This window comes from Oceanobacillus indicireducens, from assembly GCF_014647195.1.
Taxonomy (GTDB): Bacteria; Bacillota; Bacilli; order Bacillales; family Amphibacillaceae; genus Oceanobacillus; species Oceanobacillus indicireducens.
This window is the reverse complement of sequence record NZ_BMOS01000009.1, coordinates 72,882-91,765: the sequence shown is the minus strand read 5'-3', so window position 1 is coordinate 91,765 and position 18,884 is coordinate 72,882. Positions and strand designations below refer to the sequence as shown.

Here is an 18,884-nt window from a genome sequence, read left to right as displayed (position 1 = left end):
ACATAGAAGGAGCGTTTTGCATGACTAAAACAGGCTATATACAAATGGAAAATGGGGAAAAAATTGAAATGGAATTCTTCCCTGAAGCTGCACCGAACACGGTAAAAAACTTTGAAGAGCTCGCAAATTCAGGATTCTATGATGGGGTGACATTCCACCGCGTAATTCCTGGTTTCGTAAGCCAAGGAGGAGACCCGACAGGAACTGGGGCTGGTGGCAGTGGTAAGACCATTAAGTGTGAAACAGAAGGTAATCCGCACAAACATGAAGCAGGAGCATTATCTATGGCACACGCTGGTAAAGACACAGGCTCAAGCCAATTTTTCCTTGTCCATGAACCGCAACCACATCTAGACGGAGTCCATACTGTATTTGGAAAAATCACTTCTGGACTAGAAGTTGCACGTAATATGCAGAATGGTGATGTCATGAAAGAAGTGCGGGTATCTGCTGAATAATTCTAGAGCACGAAGGATCATTCATTTTTTCATAACGGATTTTTGTTGACAAACTAGCATTAAAATGCCATAAATATATATATGCTTTAGAATGATTCATTGTTGAAATGACTTAATATAAGTTTAAGTTAATTAATGAGGGATTAATATGTTAATTCGCTATAAGAAAAATATGGAGAAAATTGCAATGGGCTTATTATCTTTTATGCCTGATGAAAAAAGGGATGTAAAAAAGCTCCAGCAACATATAAAAGAGTATGAAACGAATCCGGATTGGCATTTGTATTTATGGAAAAACGAGGAAGATGACATCCTAGGTACGGTTGGTGTTCGAATAGAGGATGAAGTGAATGCGATTATTCAAGATTTGTCCGTCAACCCATCCCACCGGAACCTAGGCCTAGGGAAAACTTTAATACAAGAAATAAAAGAAATATATAGTGAGAAATATATTGTTTACCCAAGTGAACAAATCAGACAGTTTTATGAGAAATGTGACTCGATTGAGTAGTAAAAGCCAGCCCCATCAACCGGGCTGGCTTTTATACCTGCTATTTTAAGCGGGTAGAATAATCACCTACATTCGACTTAGAACCATGCTGCCCCTACAATAATTAAGAGTATAAACAGCACGACAATTAGCGCGAATCCTCCTGCAAAGCCTCCACCGTAACCACTCATAACTAAAAACCTCCTTTACGTAATGCGTAGGTGATAAAGTCAGATGAAGAGCATTCTGACTTTGCTTACGATATAGCTTATGTGTTGCTAACAAATATGTTTGGGCAGATTACATAATATTTTTTTCTTTTCTAGAAAGGATGCAAATGATGCAAGAAGCTTATAAGGTGAAAATAGAACAATTTGAAGGACCGCTTGATCTCTTATTACACTTAATCAAGCAATATGAGATTGATATTTATGATATCCCTGTAGCAGACATAACGAAACAATATATGCAATATATCCATACCTTCCAAGTGTTAGAGTTGAATATTGCAAGTGAATATCTCGTTATGGCATCGACGCTTGTCGCAATTAAAAGTCAAATGCTTTTACCTAAGCAAGAAATGACGGAAGACGTGGAAGAATATATGGAAGATCCGCGGGATGAACTTATGCAGCGATTAATCGAATATCGTAAATACAAAGAAGCCGCTGAGAAGTTCAAGAAGAAAGAAGAAGAAGCAACTCACACCTTTACACGGCCACCGATGGGATTTGATGAAATCCTAACTAAAAAACCGCCTGTTGTACAAGGGGAAATTACGATTTATGATATGCTTGGTGCTCTCGGTAAGATGCTAGAAAGGAAAAAATGGAGTGAACCGCTTGATACGAAAGTCCAGCGCGCCGAAATTTCAATAGAAGAGCGGATGGAAGAAGTGCTTTCCATCGTTAATAAAACAAGGGAAGGCGTCCGGTTTGATGAATTATTTCCGGAGCGCACCCGCAACCATATTGTCGTCACCTTTCTTGCCTTATTAGAACTAATGAAGGATAGACAAATTTATTGTAAACAAACGAAGCATTTTGATGTGTTATATTTGTATGCTATGGAGGAATGAAAGTGGATATCGGAGAACGGAAAGCTGTCGCGGAAGGGCTTCTCTTTGCCACAGGAGATGAAGGAGTTACCATTAAACAATTAAGTAAAGTGCTTAATATTACAGAAGACGTAGCAACAGAGCTTATTGATGAATTAAAAGATGATTATGAACAGAAAACTCGTGGACTGAAAATCATGGAAGCAAATGGAGTATTGCATCTGACAACGAAACCGGAACATAGCTCGTATTTCAAGAAATTAATTGAAACACCCCGCTCGACAAGAATGTCACAGGCAGCCCTTGAAACACTTGCAATCATCGCTTATCAGCAGCCCATCACCCGGGCGGAAATCGATGAGATCAGAGGGGTGAAGAGCGATGGACCGGTTCAGACATTACTTAATCGCTCATTAATTGAAGAGATGGGCAGAAAAGAAACGATTGGACGTCCCATCCTCTTTCGAACGTCGAAAGATTTCTTGACTTATTTTGGTTTAACTTCCCTTGACGAATTGCCGCCACTTCAGGAAACGACAGACGATACAAACAATCAAGAAGTTGATTTGTTTTTCGAACGATTTAATGATGAACTAGAAGAGTAGTTCATAGGCACAATTAGCAGCCCCCTTCATAAAATACTTTGGAGGAGGGCTTTTTAATATGAATGAATTGTATTTACAAGCGTTAAAAAAGTGGAGTGATGATGTAAAGAAGACCATACAAATGGAAGATTTACCGGAGGAAACGATAAATACTTGGGGAAACTGGGACGAGGAAATTCAAGCTTCTCTTGAAAATGGCGTGGAACAAGAACAATTAATAAAGCTCCACCAGCAAGGGGAGGAATTGCAGCGTCATTTAAGTGATTCTTCAAAAGAATTAATCCGTGCAGATTATGCGAATCATGTTCTTCCCCCGCTTCCCTATGCTTATGATGCATTGGAGCCATATATTAGTGAAGAAATCATGAGGCTCCACCATCTTGTGCATCATCAAGCGTATGTGAATGGATTAAATAAAGCTGAAGAAGAGATTTATTACCGTAATCATGAACCGGATATGTTAAGACATTGGTTACGAGAGCAGGCTTTCAACGGATCAGGGCATCTGCTTCACTCTGTTTTTTGGAAAAATATGACCCCATACTCATCAAAAGTACCAAGCAAACAGATAGAGCAATGGATTAATAGGGATTTTGGTTCTTTCGCCCATTTTAAGGAAGGTTTTACAAATGTCGCCAAAAGTGTCCAAGGTCCGGGCTGGGCTGCATTATTGTACGATCCAGTTAACCACCGGCTTGTAATTGAATCAATTGAGAAACATCAGCAGAATCACCTCGTTTCGATGATTCCGCTCCTTGTCCTTGATATGTGGGAACATGCTTATTATTTACAATATAAAACAGAGAAAGCCGATTATGTGGAAGCCTGGTGGAATATTGTGGACTGGGAGGATGTCAACAATCGCTTGTTAAGAGCAATGAACATCCGCGATTAAGTTTATCTTTGTCATATATAGAAAACCTTCCTGCATAGAATGAAATAGAGAAATATGCTAGGAGGCAAGTTCGCATGCGATTATTCTTCGGCTTCATATTATGCGTTTCCCTTTTTTTCTTTTTACCTGAGCATGGACAGGCTGCTCCAGATGTATCAGCAGCACAGGCAATCTTAATGGATGCAGAGAGTGGACAAGTTTTATTTGAAAAAGATGCATTTGAAGCAAGACCGATTGCAAGCATTACGAAAATCATGACAGCTATTCTTGCAATTGAATCTGGAAAAATGGACGAGAAGGCAACTGTTTCAAGAAATGCTATTTATACAGAAGGTTCTTCTATTTATCTGGAACAGGGGGAGAAGATTACGATTCAAGATCTTGTCTATGGGCTAATGCTGCGTTCAGGAAATGATGCTGCTGTCGCGATTGCTGAACATATTGGGGAAAGTGAAGAGGGATTCGTCTATTTGATGAATGAAAAGGCAATGTGGTTAGGGATGGATCAGACTCATTTCACAAACCCGCACGGCTTGGATGATGAAGAACATTATTCGAGCGCTTACGACATGGCGCTTCTAACAAGAGAGGCGATGAAAAATAAACAGTTTCGGGAAATTAGCGGCAGTACGAGTTATTTATCTGAAAACCGTTCCTACAGTTGGCGGAATAAACATAAACTTGTGACTGGGTATTATGAGAATGCTACAGGGGGAAAGACCGGATATACGAAACAGACCGGCAGAACTCTTGTAACGACAGCTGAAAAAAATGGCCATTCGTTAATTGTCGTAACCCTGAATGCCGGGAATGATTGGAATGATCATATCACCTTATTTGAATGGGGATTTGAAGAGTTAACAGAAAATAGCCCTGAAAAAGAGACAGAGGTAAAAGAAACCGCTGGAAACAGTGTTTCGTCTATTTTATCTGAAATATTACGTAAAGTGACAGGGATTCAAACATGGTGAATTTAATTTGGGCACTGATGGCGATTGTCGGAATCCTTTATGCGATGTTGAATGGTACGATGGATGATGTGAATAAAGCAATAATTGAAAGTGCAAATGAAGCCGTAACGTTATCGATTGGATTAATCAGCATTCTCGTTTTCTGGCTTGGCGTAATGAAAATAGCTGAAGCAGCGGGAATACTTAAGCTAATCACTAAATTATTGCGACCTCTTATTATAAAAATTTTCCCGGACATACCGAAGGATCATCCGGCAATGGGGTATATCCTCTCCAATTTCACTGCGAACTTTTTCGGCTTAGGTAACGCTGCAACCCCATTAGGGATCAAAGCGATGCAAGAAATGAAAAACCTGAGTAACTCTGATACCGCATCCAGGTCGATGATAACCTTTCTTGCTATCAATACATCGAGTCTAACGTTGATTCCGACTACTGTTATAGCCATCCGCATGCAATATAACTCGGTTTCGCCAACTGAAATCGTCGGTACAACCTTAATTGCATCAATTGCCGGTGTTACGAGTGCTGTTCTGATAGATCGGTATTACTATAATAAAGAGTCACGGAGGAAATAGGATGAGTTGGATGACTACAATAAGCGTATGGATCATCCCTTGTTTTTTATTAATTGTATTAGTCACAGCCTCTTGGAAAAAGCTGCCCAGTTATGAACTGTTTGTTGAAGGAGGGAAGGAAGGTGTCAAATTGGCATTTTCTTTACTTCCTTTTTTGGTAGGTATGATTGTAGCGATTACGATTTTAAGAAGTTCTGGAGCTTTGGATGCACTGATCGGGTTACTCACACCGGTACTTACTTTTATCGGAGTCCCGCCGGAAGTATTACCGCTCGCACTCATTAGACCAATTTCAGGTACAGCGGCGCTAGGAATGACAGCAGAATTGATTCAAACATATGGACCAGATTCGTTTATTGGAAGATTAGCTTCGACCATGCAGGGTAGTACAGATACGACGCTGTATATCCTTACGATTTATTTTGGTGCAGTTGGAATAAAAAAGATGCGTTATGCACTTAAGGTTGGACTATTAGCGGACCTGGTTGGTATAATTGTTGCGATAATAATAGTTAGCATTGTATTTGGATAAGCTAATTTGTAGCGTTTAATCTAGATTAAACGCTATTATTGTTTTATCACGTATTAACGGTCTGTAGTACCCCCACTTCTAAACATGGAGGAAAATCAATATGTGAAGGGTAGGGATACACAGTCCGTAAATACCTGATTCTGTTCAACTAACATTCAGTGGGGGGGGAAGGAAACCCCCACTGAATGAAGTTTCACCTTATGGACGGAAAACGCGAAAAAATAATTTTTAGGATGATGAAAGAATGGCACTGGAAAGATTACAAAAAGTTATTGCTCAGAGCGGGCTTACTTCAAGGAGGAAGGCGGAGCAGTTAATTGCAAGTGGCAAGGTGAAAGTAAATAATCAAGTTGTTACGACACTGGGTACGAAAGTTTCTGCCCAAGATGAGATTGAAGTAGAAGGTGTGCCGATTGAAAAGGAAGCGCACGTGTACTATATGTTGTATAAGCCAAGAGGCATCATCTCAAGTGCAAAAGATGATAAAGGAAGAAAGACTGTTCTTGATTTCTTTCCGGAGGTCGAAGAGAGGATTTACCCTGTCGGGAGACTTGATTATGATAGTTCCGGCTTAATTCTCTTAACGAATGATGGGGATCTTGCCAATACACTTATGCATCCAAGCCATGGTGTGGAGAAGGTTTATGTAGCTAAACTGAAAGGGATCCCGAGTAAACAAGAGTTGGCAAAGCTGAGAAAGGGTGTAACAGCAGATAGAGAACTACTAAAAGCGGTTCGGTATAATATATTATCTGCCGATAGAAAAAAAGATACAATGATACTGGAACTAACATTGGTGGAAGGGAAGAACCGTCATGTAAGAAGGATGATGGAGGCACTCGGATACCCTGTACAAAAATTAAAAAGAGAAAGGTATGGCTTCTTGACGTTGGATGGTTTATCCCCCGGTGAAACGAGACCATTGACCCCTAAAGAAGTGAAACAATTAAAGAATATCGCGAAGTAAATTGTACCAGTTTTGACATAGAATTGTTAATTCTCTAAGCCGCTATGATGGTACAATACACTGGGAGTGATTTTGATGAGTATAGAGAAAGCAAAAAAGAGAAAAAAACAAAAAAAAAGAAACAGGTTAATATATAGGGGCGTCATCTTAGCTGCGCTTGTTGGTGCGCTTATTTTTGCCATTGTATCGAACCTGCAAAAAGATAATACGGTTTACCGAGTAGGGGATCCGGCGCCAGACTTTCAGTTAACGCAAATCAATAAGAATAGTGATTTGGAAACGTTGCGCTTAAGTGACTACGAGGGGAAAGGTGTCATGTTGAACTTCTGGGCAACTTGGTGTAAACCCTGTGAAGCGGAAATGCCGTATATGCAAGAACTTTATCCAAAGTATAAGGATAAAGGGGTGGAAATTGTAGCTGTTAGTCTGGATACTACGGAGCTTGTCGTTGATCGTTTCATCGATCGCTATGATTTGACATTCCCAATCCCTCATGACAAAAATGGGGAAATTAGGGATTTATATAAAGTTGGTCCAATTCCGAGCACATTTTTCATTAACCCTGACGGCGAGATACAGGAAGTAGTGAACGGTGCTTTGACTTTGGATCTGCTGGAAGGATATTTGAACGAAATAACACCAAATTAATAGGTATGAAAGTTACCTTACCAGAAAATATGTTTATTCCAGATTTGGTAAAGACAACTGTGAGGGATATAAATGAACAAGATCAAATGTGAATGCGGTCATATTAACCCGGAGGGAACGGTCCTATGTGAAGCATGCGGGAAACCGGTAGAAGGGAATCAGCATATTGACGGCAATGATCAGAAGAAATTACTTAATATGAGATATGAAGGATCTGCACGCCGTTCACAGACTTACCGGAAATCAATGGTCGATAAAGTCTGGGGTTTCTTCTCTTCCGTTAAAGTAGGAGTCTGGCTCATCGTCCTTGCGCTTGTCGCTTCTATGATTGGCACGATTTTTCCGCAAGAACAATTCATTCCACAAAATGCTGTATCAAGGGACCCTGCAATCTATTATGAAGATCAATTCGGGTTGATTGGTAAGATCTATTATTTACTCGGATTTCATGAAATGTACAGTGCTTGGTGGTACTTGCTATTATTAGGTTTAATTGGTGTCTCCTTAGTTATTTGTAGTCTAGACCGTTTTATACCACTTTACAAAGCACTGAAGATTCAAAAGCCGCGCCGTCATGAGACATTTCTGAACAGACAGCGTTTTTACAGTGAATCAAAAGAAGTCAGTGACGCGGAAATTGAACAAGTAAAAGAAAAATTGAAGAAACAACGTTATAAAATAACTGAGCAGAACGGCCATATTTTAGCTGAAAAAGGCAGGTTTTCGAGATGGGGACCATATGTCAACCACATCGGACTCATTATCATTCTGCTTGCAGCAATATTACGGACAACCCCGATTATGTTCACTGATGAGTATGTCTGGGTGAGGGAAGGCGAGACAATCGTTATCCCTGGAACAAACGGTGAATACTATATTGAAAACAAAAAGTTTCATTTAGACTTGCACGATCCAGATGATGAGCGATTCAAAGATGCAATCGAACAAACTGGAGCGGTAGCTAGTAATTTCCAAACAGATGCTGTCATATATAAGGATGCAAATGAGGATATACCAGGTGCTGAACCTGAACTGGAACCTATTCTAACAGAATCCATCCAAATGAATAAACCTGCGAAATTTGACGGATATACACTATATCAACAAGGGTATCAGGAGAATGAATTCAGCAGTATGACCTTTAAAATCCATGAAACGGATGATGAAGATGCAAAAGCGATTGATTCCTTTACCATTGATTTATTTAATCCAGAATCAGAATACATACTGGATAATGATTTCAGGGTAGTGATTGATCAGTATTATCCAGATTATTATTTAGCAGATGATGGAACACCGGCTTCAGAAACAAATTATCCAAGAAATCCAGCATTTGTATTGCTCGTCTACCCGCCAGACGAAACGGAACCTGAAATAAGTTTCCTTGGTATCGGTAGAAATATCGATGCAACTGGAGAGAATGAATATAAAATTGCTATTCAGGATTTCGATACCCATTATGTCAGTGGCCTGACGTTACGTGTGGACCATACATTGATCTTCTTTGGAATTGGCGCAGCTATCTTTATGATTGGTGTTATTCAAGGAATGTACTGGCAACATCGCAGAGTCTGGATCCACCCGAAAGACGATGGTGTATTATTGGCTGCCCATACGAATAAGAACTGGTTTGGCTTGTCGAAAGATATAGAGAAAGCGATTGAACAAACGAATATAAAAATGGTCGAAGATAGGCAGGAGCTAGACAAGTAGTATATCTATTTGTCTAGTCTACTAACTTCTATAGGAGGGTGTTTGATGGATTTAGTCAATTTAAGCAGTAATATGCTTTTTGCTGCTTTTATCTTATATTTGATTGCGACGCTATTTTTCGGAGCGACAATTCGTGAAAAACGTAATAAAGAAAACAAAAAAGAAGTCGCTGGCAATATTGCAATCACTATTACAATCCTTGGATTCTTAGCACAATTAACGTATTTCTTTACAAGATGGATAGCAAGTGGCCATGCTCCGCTTGGAAACATGTTTGAATTTGTCACATTCCTCGGGATGGCGATGGTTCTTGCATTCATTATTATTTATTTTATGTATCGACTTGGATTTTTAGGACTATTTGCTTTACCGATTGCAATGTTAATTATTGCTTATGCGAGTATGTTCCCGACAGAGGTAGCTCCATTAGTCCCATCACTAAATAGTTACTGGCTCTGGATTCATGTATCGACTGTAGCGATTGGTCAAGGTATTTTGTTCATCAGTTTCGTTGCTGGATTAATGTACCTGATTAAGGAGATTGATCAGACGAAGCGGACAAAAAGGAATACGTGGCTTGAAATTGTTATGTATACATTGTTTATAGTTATTGGTTTTATCGTGATCACGTCTGCATTTAATATCGCGGGTTATAAAGCGACTTTTGAATATCAAGATGGAAATCAAATTATAGAGACAGAATACCACCTCCCGGCAATTGTTTCTCCAAATAATGGTGTGTTACGTTCAGAGAATGTAATGGAGCCGTTGTTCGAAGCTCCAGCCTGGATGCAAGGAGAGGACGCTGGCAGGAAGTTTAATACGGTCATCTGGTCTCTATTAACCGGTACACTCATCTATGGGATCACCGTACTTATTTTAAGAAAACGGGTCGCTGCTGCAATCCAGCCTTTACTGCGCGGTGTGAAAGCTGACCTTCTTGATGAGATTATGTATCGTGCTGTTGCAATTGGATTCCCAGTCTTTACCCTCGGTGGACTAATATTTGCTGCGATATGGGCACAAATCGCCTGGGGCAGATTCTGGGGCTGGGATCCGAAAGAAGTATGGGCACTTGTTACATGGTTCTTCTATGCTGCCTTCCTGCACTTACGTCTATCCCGTGGTTGGCACGGTGAAAAATCAGGTTGGCTTGCTGTTGTAGGTTTCGGTATCATTATGTTTAACTTGGTTGTCGTGAACCTCGTCCTTGCCGGATTACACTCATACGCTTAAATATCAGGAATAAAAAAAGAGACAAATGCACCGCATCGTTAGAATTCGGCTGCATTTGTCTCTTTTCTTATACATTTATTACAGATTCGTTTATAATGATTGATAGAGATTTGATGTAAGGGTTTTGTAATAATTGAGTTTAGTGGAATATATGAAAGATTAGAGATTGTGGGGGAATTTATTCATGGAAACCGATGTAAGAATTTTAGTAGTTGATGATGAAGAAAGGATCCGCAGGCTTGTTCGGATGTATTTAGAAAGGGAAAATTATGAGATCGATGAAGCGGAGAATGGTCACGAAGCTTTGGAAATGGCATTGGAAGAGGACTATGACTGTATCATCCTAGATCTCATGATGCCTGAAATGGACGGTATTGAAGTATGTGAGGAATTACGAAAGCAAAAATCAACACCGGTTATAATGTTAACAGCAAAAGGAGAAGAATCAAATCGTGTACAAGGCTTTGAAGTCGGGGCGGACGATTATATTGTGAAGCCATTTAGTCCACGCGAAGTTGTCCTACGAGTAAAAGCAATCCTAAGAAGAGTGACCTCTTCTTCATTAACAAATGCAGATGGCTCGGCAAGAGATGTTCTTGTATACCCGCATCTGACAATTGATCATGACGCCCACCGTGTTACCGCAGATGGTGAAGAAGTAAACCTGACACCAAAAGAATATGAATTACTTTGTTTCCTCGCTAAAGCGCCTGATAAGGTATTTAACCGGGAAGTCTTGCTGAAAGAAGTATGGCAATATGAATTCTTTGGAGATCTGCGTACAGTTGATACGCATGTCAAGCGACTGAGAGAGAAGTTAAGTTCTGTTTCAGATAAAGCTGCAAAGATGATTGTTACTGTTTGGGGTGTCGGCTATAAATTCGAGGTTGTTGAGGACGAATAATGGTATGGCGTAATAATATTGTTATTAAATTGGCATTAACAATTATCCTTCTTGTGTTTATTGTTTTATTCATTCTGTTTATGCTTCTCATGCAGTTCTTTGAGAATTTCTATATTAATGAAGCAGAAGAGGATATGCTTGAAACAGCTACAAAGATTGCTACAATCATTGACCAGCAGGATGATCGGAGTTTTATTCATGAAACAACCGAATTAATTAAAGATCCCGCAAGCAGGATTGCAATTCTTTATCCGACAGGGGATTTCTGGCTGTCGATGAGCAGTGATAATGAACTTAGTGCTATTGATTTGGACTGGATCGAAAATGAACCGGATCTCCTTGAAGTGATTACCTTGGAACGGGAAATTCAAAAACTTATTGTGCTGCCGGACGATACAACGGCAGCAATAATTGTTGGTAAGCCACTCTTAAATGATGGTGCAGTCTATATTTATCAATCCCTTGATGTTGTAAATCAAACGAAGGAAGAGACACAGAAGATCATCTTAATTGCTGCAGGCTTTGCCATTGTGTTTACTGTATTCTTTGCAGTATTCCTTTCAACGCGGATAACGTCTCCGCTAATTAAAATGCGAGAAGCTGCAGCCGATTTGACACGAGGAGAATTTAATACGAAAGTTCCTGTTTTAACTCATGATGAGCTTGGAGATCTGGCCAGGGAATTCAACCGGATGGGAAGACAGCTGAAGTATCATATTAATGCTGTTAGTCAAGAAAAGGAACAACTCGCAAGTATTGTAAAATCGATGGCTGATGGAGTCATAACGCTTAACCGTAACGAAGATATTATTGTGATCAATCCACCAGCTGAGAAGTATATCGAAGACTGGTATTTTGAAAGAAATATCGAACCGAATGCAAACCAACAGAAATTACCGGATGAATTAAGGAAGGCTTTAGAGAAAGTAATCGGAGGAGAAACAGAAGTCGTTCACGAAATGCATCTACAGGGAAGAGATTATGTCATGCTGATGACACCATTGTACGATGAGAATTATGTTCGAGGCGCAGTTGCCGTCATTCGAGATATGACGGAAGAACGGAGACTGGATAAGCTGCGGAAAGATTTTATCGCAAATGTTTCACATGAATTGCGGACGCCGATTGCAATGCTGCAAGGATACAGTGAAGCGATTGTTGATGATGTAGCAGAATCTAAATCGGAGAAAAATGAACTTGCGGCCATCATTCATGATGAATCATTGCGAATGAGCAGACTTGTTAATGAATTATTAGATTTAGCACGAATGGAAGCAGGACATATTCAGTTGAACCTGGAAACAGTGGAGGTAGAACCCTTTATCGAAAGGATTATTAAGAAGTTCCAACGAGTTGCCGAGGAGAATCATGTAGAAGTAAAACTGTCTACGAATATCACAACAAATCAGGCAACTTTTGATTCGGACAGGGTCGAACAAGTTTTCACTAATCTGATTGATAATGCGATTCGACACACTGATGAACAAGGATATGTTCATATTAAAGTTACAGTGAATGAAACAGAATTTCTTGGAGAGATTGCCGACAATGGCAGCGGTATTCCTGAAGAAGACTTGCCGTTTGTCTTTGAACGATTCTATAAAGCGGATAAATCAAGGACAAGGAATAAAGAGAAGAAAGGGACAGGCCTTGGACTTGCTATTGCGAAAAACATTATCGATGCTCACCAAGGTACGATTCGCGTGAAAAGTAAGTTACTGCAAGGTACTACTTTTACTTTTGTAATTCCCCAGTCCAATAAGAAACAGATTACAAAGTGAGGTTGCTACAAATGAACAAACGATTAATAAACGTTCTCATCATTTTTGCAGTTCTCCTATTCCTTGCAGCATGCGGGAACAGTAATGAAGAGACGACAACAACAGTTAGTACAAATGAAACTGGTGAAATGAACGATGTTCCGGAAAATGAGGTCCGGCTCACGATTTCAATCAATGATGGGGAACAATTTATTAATGAACAGCAAGTTGAAATTGAAGATGGTGCAAATTTACTGGAAGTTCTAGATGATACGTTCTATATCGAAACAGATGAAGATGACGAGCTGACCTCCATTGAACGGGTCGCAATCAGTGAAGAAGAAGGCACAAGCTGGCATCTATTCGTAAACGACGAAATATCCGACGTACCAGCTAAAGATTACACCTTAAGCGGTGGAGATCGAATCATCCTCGATTTGCAATAAAAGGCAAGATTAGGTTGGAACATAACATCAAAGTTTTGTTCCAACCTTTTTTATGATCTATAATTAGAACATACAAGTTTCATCGCTAAAGTATTTAGACTTCACACCTTAAAAAAGAAAGCAAATCATCCCAAGACACCCTTATTTTAATATAAAAGGCTTTTTCAAAAAGAACTACTAATCACTCTCATTCAGCGTAGTATGTGCAACTTACTTCTGAAGGTCCGCAGTCCAGGCACCTCTCGCTTTCCGCCGGGCAACTGAACGTCGATTAGAACCCTAAAATTAGTGAATGAGCAAAACACATACGCTAAATGAATGTGAAACGTTTTTGATTGGAATGACGTCTAATAGGAGGAATGGGGGAAGCAGATGAAAGCTCTGTTTAATCATTTTTATGAGACGTATCATCAGGACATTTATAATTATGTCTTCTATATGGTTAAAGACAGAACTGTGGCAGAAGATATCGTTCAAGAAGTATATATTCGTATTATTAAATCCTATGACCGCTTTCGTGGAGACAGCAGTGAAAAAACATGGGCTTTCTCGATAGCTAGACATGCCGTATTTGATCACTTCCGTAAGCAAAAAAGAAAGAAAAAACATACAAACGAAACAGTCGATCTTGGTGAATGGACGGAATTCATCCCTACGACAGAGGCCGCTCCAGATGAAGTCGTTATCCAACAGGAGGATATGCAAGTATTGTATCGCCTTCTAGATAAGTGCAGTATTAATCAGAAACAAGTAGTTGTTCTCCGTTACATACAAGGGCATAGCCTGAAAGAAACGGCAGAGATACTGAATATGACAGTAAGCAATGTGAAAACCTTGCAGCACCGTGCAATAAAGAAGTTGAAGAATTTGTTTGCGAAAGAGAAGAAAGGGGGAGAGTCGGGTGACTAACCGAGATGATGAGAAGATAATTAAACTATTGGAAAATCTGCCCCAGCATAAGGACAAGCGCCCCCAACAGGAAATATATGAAAAATTGACTTTGCAGTTCAAGGGAAAATCTCAAAGAAAGAGCAAGAGATTTATTCCTTATGTTGCTGCTCTTTCGATCTTCCTTCTGCTTCTGGGCTTACCTTTTGTTGTCAATCATAACATAACGGAACAAACAACAATGGAAACAGATGCAACCGATGAACGTGCAATTTTCGGAATAGAAGAGGAATCGTCCCATACTTCCGACGATAATATGGAAAGTACGGAAACATTCGAGCGGGAGGGACTAATGGAGATATCTCTTATTAGTGGCGGGGTACTTACCGATGTACCGTCAGACAGGGAAGTCATTCACTTTGCAACTTATAATGCAACAGGGGAGTATGTTATTCCGTTAACCTTTCTTGTACCAGAAGAAGCAGACATGGAGAGTTATTACGCACAGTTGGATGAAATATTAAATGCTTTCGACCTTTTACCAGATCATTATATATTGGAGGGTGCAGAGTTTTCAATCGATCTCGACACGAAGCAAGTCGTCCTAACTATGCAGAACGAGTTACTTGAGGATTCGAATTCGAATGAATTACTACCACAATTATTGGGCGAAATGTTCCTTCCATATGGTATTGAAGAGGTAACGTTTGTAAATGACGCGAGCGAAACGACGCAAACAATTGACTTATCTACGTACGCTAAGCAGCGGGAAAGCTATTTTTTGTATGGTGGTAACTATATCATTGTTCCTCTGGACAATGATTCGACAGTTGAAGAGGCATTACATGCACTAAAACAGTCGTACTCCGATAGTCAAATTAAACCGGTGATGGATGCAGATATTGAATTCACTGTGAAAGAAGCCGGGGAAACAGTTATAGTGGAGTTCGTACAAGAATCTATTCAAGAAGCAGATGTAACGATTCAAATGGTTGAAGCAATATTACTAACAGCAAAAAGCTTTGGATATACCGAAGTCCAGTTTGACCAACTCCCGTTCAATCAATTAGAAGGCTATAACTTCAATTCACCGCTACCTGTTCCAACCGCTGTAAATATAATCGCTGATATTAAATGAAAACTGCGAGAATTTTAACTGATTCTCGCAGTTTTCAATAGTTTTAGTGAAACACTTGGCTGTTACTTTAAATTTTACTATAATATGACTTGGGTAACATCTATTACTTGTCCGTTTGAAATGGCTTTTTGCTAATATGAATAGACATAGATGGACAAGCTTCATAAGCATATAGAAGGTCGTTTCTTAATCTTCTTTTTACCTTTTTCGTCCCTGTATTGCCATCAATTTTAACAAAAGACAACCCTTCCTCATTATATCCAAATAACTTCGGTGCATTAGCCCCGCAATTTCCACAAGCGATACAAGTATCCTGATTCACGATAACATACATTTATTTTACCCCCATTAAACACTCCTTATTGTAAAACTAGTCACGAATAATTTCAATTAGATGATTAGGAATGGATGTGAGATAATTGATTTTTAACGGTATACTCTTAACAGCAGCAAAACAAATTAAACAAGAGCGGAGTACATCAAGCATTTATCATTTACTAACAGGCAGCAGGAGCATCCAGACCCTTCAAGATGCCCATATTTTCTCCAACCAGGCATTCTTTGGAATTTATAGAGGGCTGAGGAAGCAAATCTTTGATGAGAAAATAACTGCATTAATTCAAGCAGGTTTCTTGGAAGAAACTGTTGAAGAAAAGGGACGCCAAGCAGTACGCTGTTTACCTGAGGGAGAAACGTGGCTTGCCGCTCACCAGAGCAGAATTCCCTTTCACTATTTTCAGGGGTTTCTGTATTTTGATAAAGCCGACGTATTTTATAATAGATTACTATTACTCGTTCAAACATTAAGTAATACGAACGAAAGTAATTTCTCGTTTATTCCCGTTATTCATCAGCCGGCTACTGAACGGTTTGTACGACAATTTTATAAGCAGATTAAAGAAAATGAGAGAAGTTACTTGGAAGAATTATATGATGAACTTGTTCAGTTACTGGCTGCTTTTCCCGAAGAGGAAGCTCAAATATTCATTGACCGATTTTCAGGATATAATCATTACGGGAAAAGTCTCGATCAACTTGCGATCCAGTATAACAGAGAAGCAGCTGATATCCGCTTGCTCTTGGTCGGTATGATACATATGTTGTTGCAAAAGATTGAAATAAGTCAATCAGACTACAGCGCTCTATACCCGCTAGTTGCTGATCTTGGCCAGACAGTAAAATTAGTCGGCTCACCAGGGAAGACATATGATTTGTTCAAGCAAGGACTTACTCCTGAAGAGATTTCTCGCATACGGAGCTTAAAAATTAATACAATTTACGATCATTTAGCTGAAATCGCACTGTATGATCCTGCTTTCCCCTTTTCGGATTATGTATCGGAAAGAGACACGAAGGAAATTTTACAAGCGATTCAAGAAACGAATTCATTTAAATTGAAGACGATTAAAGAAAATGTCCACCCAGAGATAAGTTTTTTCCAAATACGCTTAATGCTCGTCTTTCATCACAAATTGAGGGAGGGAGGAAGTCGACATGGGTGAAACCCTTCATTTGGAAAATGAATTACAGAAACATTTTCAATATCATTCGTTCCGCCTAGGGCAACGAGAAATTATTTCCGATGTACTGCAAGGTAAAAGCGTGCTTGGCATTTTACCGACCGGCTCTGGAAAGTCGATTTGTTATCAGCTGCCATCCCTGTTATTGGATGGTCTGACCGTTGTCGTTTCACCTTTAATATCTTTGATGATCGACCAGGTAAAAGAATTGAAAGCTAAAAACTTTAAAAGAGTTGTTGCGTTAAATAGCTTTGTCACCTATTCCGAAAGACAGATGGTAATGGAACAGTTGCATCATTATAAATTACTTTATATCTCTCCAGAATTATTGCAGCAGCCGCAGCTACTCAAGCGATTGTCGCAACTTAAAATTAGTTTATTCGTTATCGATGAAGCCCATTGTATTTCCCAATGGGGACATGATTTCCGTCCGGATTATTTAAAACTTGGCAAGGTAATTGAAAATTTGCATCATCCACCAGTGCTGGCATTAAGTGCAACAGCAACCCCTGCTGTTCAGGCGGATATTATTAAAAGCTTGGACCGACCCCGAATGGTGAAGCGGGTCTATCCAATGGATCGGAACAATTTAACATTTGCGATTCAAGATGTAACTTCTGATCAAGAGAAGCTTGAATTATTAACTATATACCTCAATAAACATTATGGACCTGCTTTAATTTATTTCTCGAGCAGAATCCAAGCTGAAAATCTTGCACGTATTTTAACAGAGAAATTACCTGAACTTCAAGTTGCTTTCTATCATGGTGGCGTAGAGCCAATCGATAGAATCCAGATTCAACAACAGTTCATGAATAATCAAATTGATGTAATTTGCTGTACAAGTGCATTTGGAATGGGAATTAATAAGCAGAATATCCGTTTAATTATTCATTATCATATTCCGTCGCAAATGGAAGCATATATTCAAGAGGTCGGAAGGGCAGGCCGAGACGGAAAACCAAGTATTTGTTTATTACTCTATGGGCGTTATGATGCCGCAATTCCAAAGAGTATTATTGAAAATGAATTACCAGAATCCGGTGAAATCCGGATGATTATGCAACAGTTAAAAGTGTTGAGTGAACAAGGAATTGAACTGACGAAAGAAACGCTGCATGATTTAAATGAACTCTTTCAAATCAGTGAAATAAAATGGAGATTTTTACGGTTTCATTTTGAAAAACATGGTATGATTAATGGTAAGAAAGTTGTCTATCAAGCTGAGCATTGGCGTAATGTATATGAGCATCTTGTCAAGTGGATCCAATCACGAAGTCTGTATAAAATGGAAGAGTTGCAAGAGATGATTCGTTGGGCTGAGTCAGATGATTGCTTACGGAAGCAGTTGTATAAAAAGTTTCAATCGGGTTATGATCCGCCAATCTTTGAGTGCTGCAGTAACTGTGGGATCGATCTTGAACAATGGGAAGCTCAAGCGTTACCCCCTAGTCTACAGAAAGATACCGATTGGAGGGGAAAACTTCGAAAGCTACTACTTGGAGCAGAACATGAAGCAAAGTGAATTAATCAAACAATTATCAGATCGGGAACTAAAAATTAATCTATTGTTTTCCCAAGGGATATTTCTTGGAATTGCTCTCTTGTTAAGCTTGTTTTTATTTGATCGATTTCGTGATTGGACAACTTTATTTGTTTGGGACACACAGGAAGTTATTTACTTTGGTGTTCTACCTGCTATATTCATCGTCGGGATGGACTTGCTATTAATTAGATTGCTGCCTGAATCTGCAGTTGATGATGGCGGAATAAATGAAAGGATTTTTAGAAACAGATCCATTTCTTTTATTTTTGGTATAGCTTTACTAGTAGCAATTTCAGAGGAACTACTATTCCGCGGTGTGATCCAAAGTACAATCGGATATATACCTGCAAGTATATTATTTGCACTCGTTCATCTCCGTTATTTAAGGAAACCGGTATTATTCATATCCATATTGGTGATCAGTCTTTTAATAGGTTACCTCTTTCTAATAACGGAAAATCTTTTTGTTACTATTACACTTCATTTTATAGTAGACTTTCTTTTAGGATTATTTATTCGCTTCAAAAAGTGA

22 protein-coding genes are annotated in these 18,884 nt (G+C 39.3%); 20 read left to right on the top strand and 2 right to left on the bottom strand.

Features of this window, described 5'->3' with window-relative positions:
* Window positions 1-20: 20 nt before the first annotated feature.
* Window positions 21-458 (top strand): peptidylprolyl isomerase, encoded by a 438-nt coding sequence (locus IEX94_RS08225; RefSeq protein WP_156855928.1) that lies wholly within the window; start codon window positions 21-23, stop codon window positions 456-458.
* Between the two features lie 148 nt (window positions 459-606).
* Window positions 607-969: a GNAT family N-acetyltransferase gene (locus IEX94_RS08220; RefSeq protein WP_156855927.1), complete on the top strand. Its 363-nt coding sequence runs from the start codon at window positions 607-609 to the stop codon at window positions 967-969.
* Between the two features lie 77 nt (window positions 970-1,046).
* Here IEX94_RS08220 and IEX94_RS08215 read toward each other — a convergent pair whose 3' ends face one another.
* Window positions 1,047-1,139 (bottom strand): YjcZ family sporulation protein, encoded by a 93-nt coding sequence (locus IEX94_RS08215; RefSeq protein WP_156855926.1) that lies wholly within the window; start codon window positions 1,137-1,139, stop codon window positions 1,047-1,049.
* A 149-nt stretch (window positions 1,140-1,288) separates the two neighbouring features.
* Here IEX94_RS08215 and IEX94_RS08210 point away from each other — a divergent pair, with 149 nt between their 5' ends.
* From IEX94_RS08210 to IEX94_RS08140, 15 genes are all read left to right on the top strand, one after another.
* Window positions 1,289-2,026, top strand: a complete 738-nt coding sequence (locus tag IEX94_RS08210; RefSeq protein ID WP_156855979.1) for a segregation/condensation protein A — start codon at window positions 1,289-1,291, stop codon at window positions 2,024-2,026.
* A gap of 2 nt (window positions 2,027-2,028) precedes the next feature.
* Complete coding sequence (gene scpB / locus IEX94_RS08205) at window positions 2,029-2,610, top strand: SMC-Scp complex subunit ScpB (protein WP_188856789.1); 582 nt, start codon at window positions 2,029-2,031, stop codon at window positions 2,608-2,610.
* Window positions 2,611-2,668: 58 nt separating this feature from the next.
* The gene (locus IEX94_RS08200) at window positions 2,669-3,505 is read left to right on the top strand and encodes a superoxide dismutase (protein ID WP_188856788.1); all 837 of its coding nucleotides are present in this window, start codon (window positions 2,669-2,671) and stop codon (window positions 3,503-3,505) included.
* A gap of 74 nt (window positions 3,506-3,579) precedes the next feature.
* A complete protein-coding gene (locus IEX94_RS08195; protein ID WP_188856787.1) occupies window positions 3,580-4,476 on the top strand; it encodes a D-alanyl-D-alanine carboxypeptidase family protein in 897 nt (298 codons plus the stop codon).
* Window positions 4,470-5,054: a nucleoside recognition domain-containing protein gene (locus IEX94_RS08190; RefSeq protein ID WP_156855922.1), complete on the top strand. Its 585-nt coding sequence runs from the start codon at window positions 4,470-4,472 to the stop codon at window positions 5,052-5,054. The genes IEX94_RS08195 and IEX94_RS08190 overlap by 7 nt, the downstream gene beginning before the upstream one ends.
* 1 nt (window position 5,055) lies before the next feature.
* Window positions 5,056-5,586: a spore maturation protein gene (locus IEX94_RS08185; protein WP_156855921.1), complete on the top strand. Its 531-nt coding sequence runs from the start codon at window positions 5,056-5,058 to the stop codon at window positions 5,584-5,586.
* A 244-nt stretch (window positions 5,587-5,830) separates the two neighbouring features.
* Window positions 5,831-6,553, top strand: coding sequence for a pseudouridine synthase (locus IEX94_RS08180; protein ID WP_308425591.1), 723 nt, complete (start codon window positions 5,831-5,833; stop codon window positions 6,551-6,553).
* Window positions 6,554-6,628: 75 nt separating this feature from the next.
* The gene (gene resA / locus IEX94_RS08175) at window positions 6,629-7,201 is read left to right on the top strand and encodes a thiol-disulfide oxidoreductase ResA (protein ID WP_188856786.1); all 573 of its coding nucleotides are present in this window, start codon (window positions 6,629-6,631) and stop codon (window positions 7,199-7,201) included.
* A 72-nt stretch (window positions 7,202-7,273) separates the two neighbouring features.
* Window positions 7,274-8,914, top strand: coding sequence for a cytochrome c biogenesis protein ResB (gene resB / locus IEX94_RS08170; protein ID WP_156855918.1), 1,641 nt, complete (start codon window positions 7,274-7,276; stop codon window positions 8,912-8,914).
* A gap of 45 nt (window positions 8,915-8,959) precedes the next feature.
* Window positions 8,960-10,150, top strand: a complete 1,191-nt coding sequence (gene ccsB / locus IEX94_RS08165; RefSeq protein ID WP_156855917.1) for a c-type cytochrome biogenesis protein CcsB — start codon at window positions 8,960-8,962, stop codon at window positions 10,148-10,150.
* Window positions 10,151-10,334: 184 nt separating this feature from the next.
* Entirely contained in the window at window positions 10,335-11,054 is a 720-nt protein-coding gene (locus tag IEX94_RS08160) for a response regulator transcription factor (protein WP_156855916.1), read from the top strand.
* On the top strand, window positions 11,054-12,835 hold the full coding sequence (locus IEX94_RS08155) for an ATP-binding protein (RefSeq protein ID WP_188856785.1): 1,782 nt from the start codon (window positions 11,054-11,056) through the stop codon (window positions 12,833-12,835). The genes IEX94_RS08160 and IEX94_RS08155 overlap by 1 nt, the downstream gene beginning before the upstream one ends.
* A gap of 11 nt (window positions 12,836-12,846) precedes the next feature.
* Window positions 12,847-13,260, top strand: a complete 414-nt coding sequence (locus tag IEX94_RS08150) for a DUF4430 domain-containing protein (protein WP_156855914.1) — start codon at window positions 12,847-12,849, stop codon at window positions 13,258-13,260.
* A 372-nt stretch (window positions 13,261-13,632) separates the two neighbouring features.
* Complete coding sequence (locus IEX94_RS08145; RefSeq protein ID WP_156855913.1) at window positions 13,633-14,169, top strand: sigma-70 family RNA polymerase sigma factor; 537 nt, start codon at window positions 13,633-13,635, stop codon at window positions 14,167-14,169.
* The gene (locus IEX94_RS08140) at window positions 14,162-15,286 is read left to right on the top strand and encodes an RsiX family anti-sigma factor (protein WP_188856784.1); all 1,125 of its coding nucleotides are present in this window, start codon (window positions 14,162-14,164) and stop codon (window positions 15,284-15,286) included. Before IEX94_RS08145 ends, IEX94_RS08140 begins: the two co-directional genes overlap by 8 nt.
* A 103-nt stretch (window positions 15,287-15,389) precedes the next feature.
* On the opposite strand, the gene IEX94_RS08135 is transcribed toward IEX94_RS08140, so the two are convergent.
* Window positions 15,390-15,620: a ferredoxin gene (locus IEX94_RS08135; protein WP_188856783.1), complete on the bottom strand. Its 231-nt coding sequence runs from the start codon at window positions 15,618-15,620 to the stop codon at window positions 15,390-15,392.
* 85 nt (window positions 15,621-15,705) lie between these two features.
* Here IEX94_RS08135 and IEX94_RS08130 point away from each other — a divergent pair, with 85 nt between their 5' ends.
* The 3 genes from IEX94_RS08130 to IEX94_RS08120 are packed head-to-tail and all read left to right on the top strand — an operon-like array spanning window position 15,706 to window position 18,884.
* Complete coding sequence (locus tag IEX94_RS08130) at window positions 15,706-16,788, top strand: YpbB family protein (protein WP_156855910.1); 1,083 nt, start codon at window positions 15,706-15,708, stop codon at window positions 16,786-16,788.
* Window positions 16,781-18,331 carry a RecQ family ATP-dependent DNA helicase gene (locus tag IEX94_RS08125; protein ID WP_156855909.1) on the top strand — a complete coding sequence of 517 codons (1,551 nt, stop codon included), beginning with the start codon at window positions 16,781-16,783 and terminating at the stop codon, window positions 18,329-18,331. The genes IEX94_RS08130 and IEX94_RS08125 overlap by 8 nt, the downstream gene beginning before the upstream one ends.
* Window positions 18,318-18,884, top strand: a complete 567-nt coding sequence (locus IEX94_RS08120; RefSeq protein ID WP_188856782.1) for a CPBP family intramembrane glutamic endopeptidase — start codon at window positions 18,318-18,320, stop codon at window positions 18,882-18,884. Before IEX94_RS08125 ends, IEX94_RS08120 begins: the two co-directional genes overlap by 14 nt.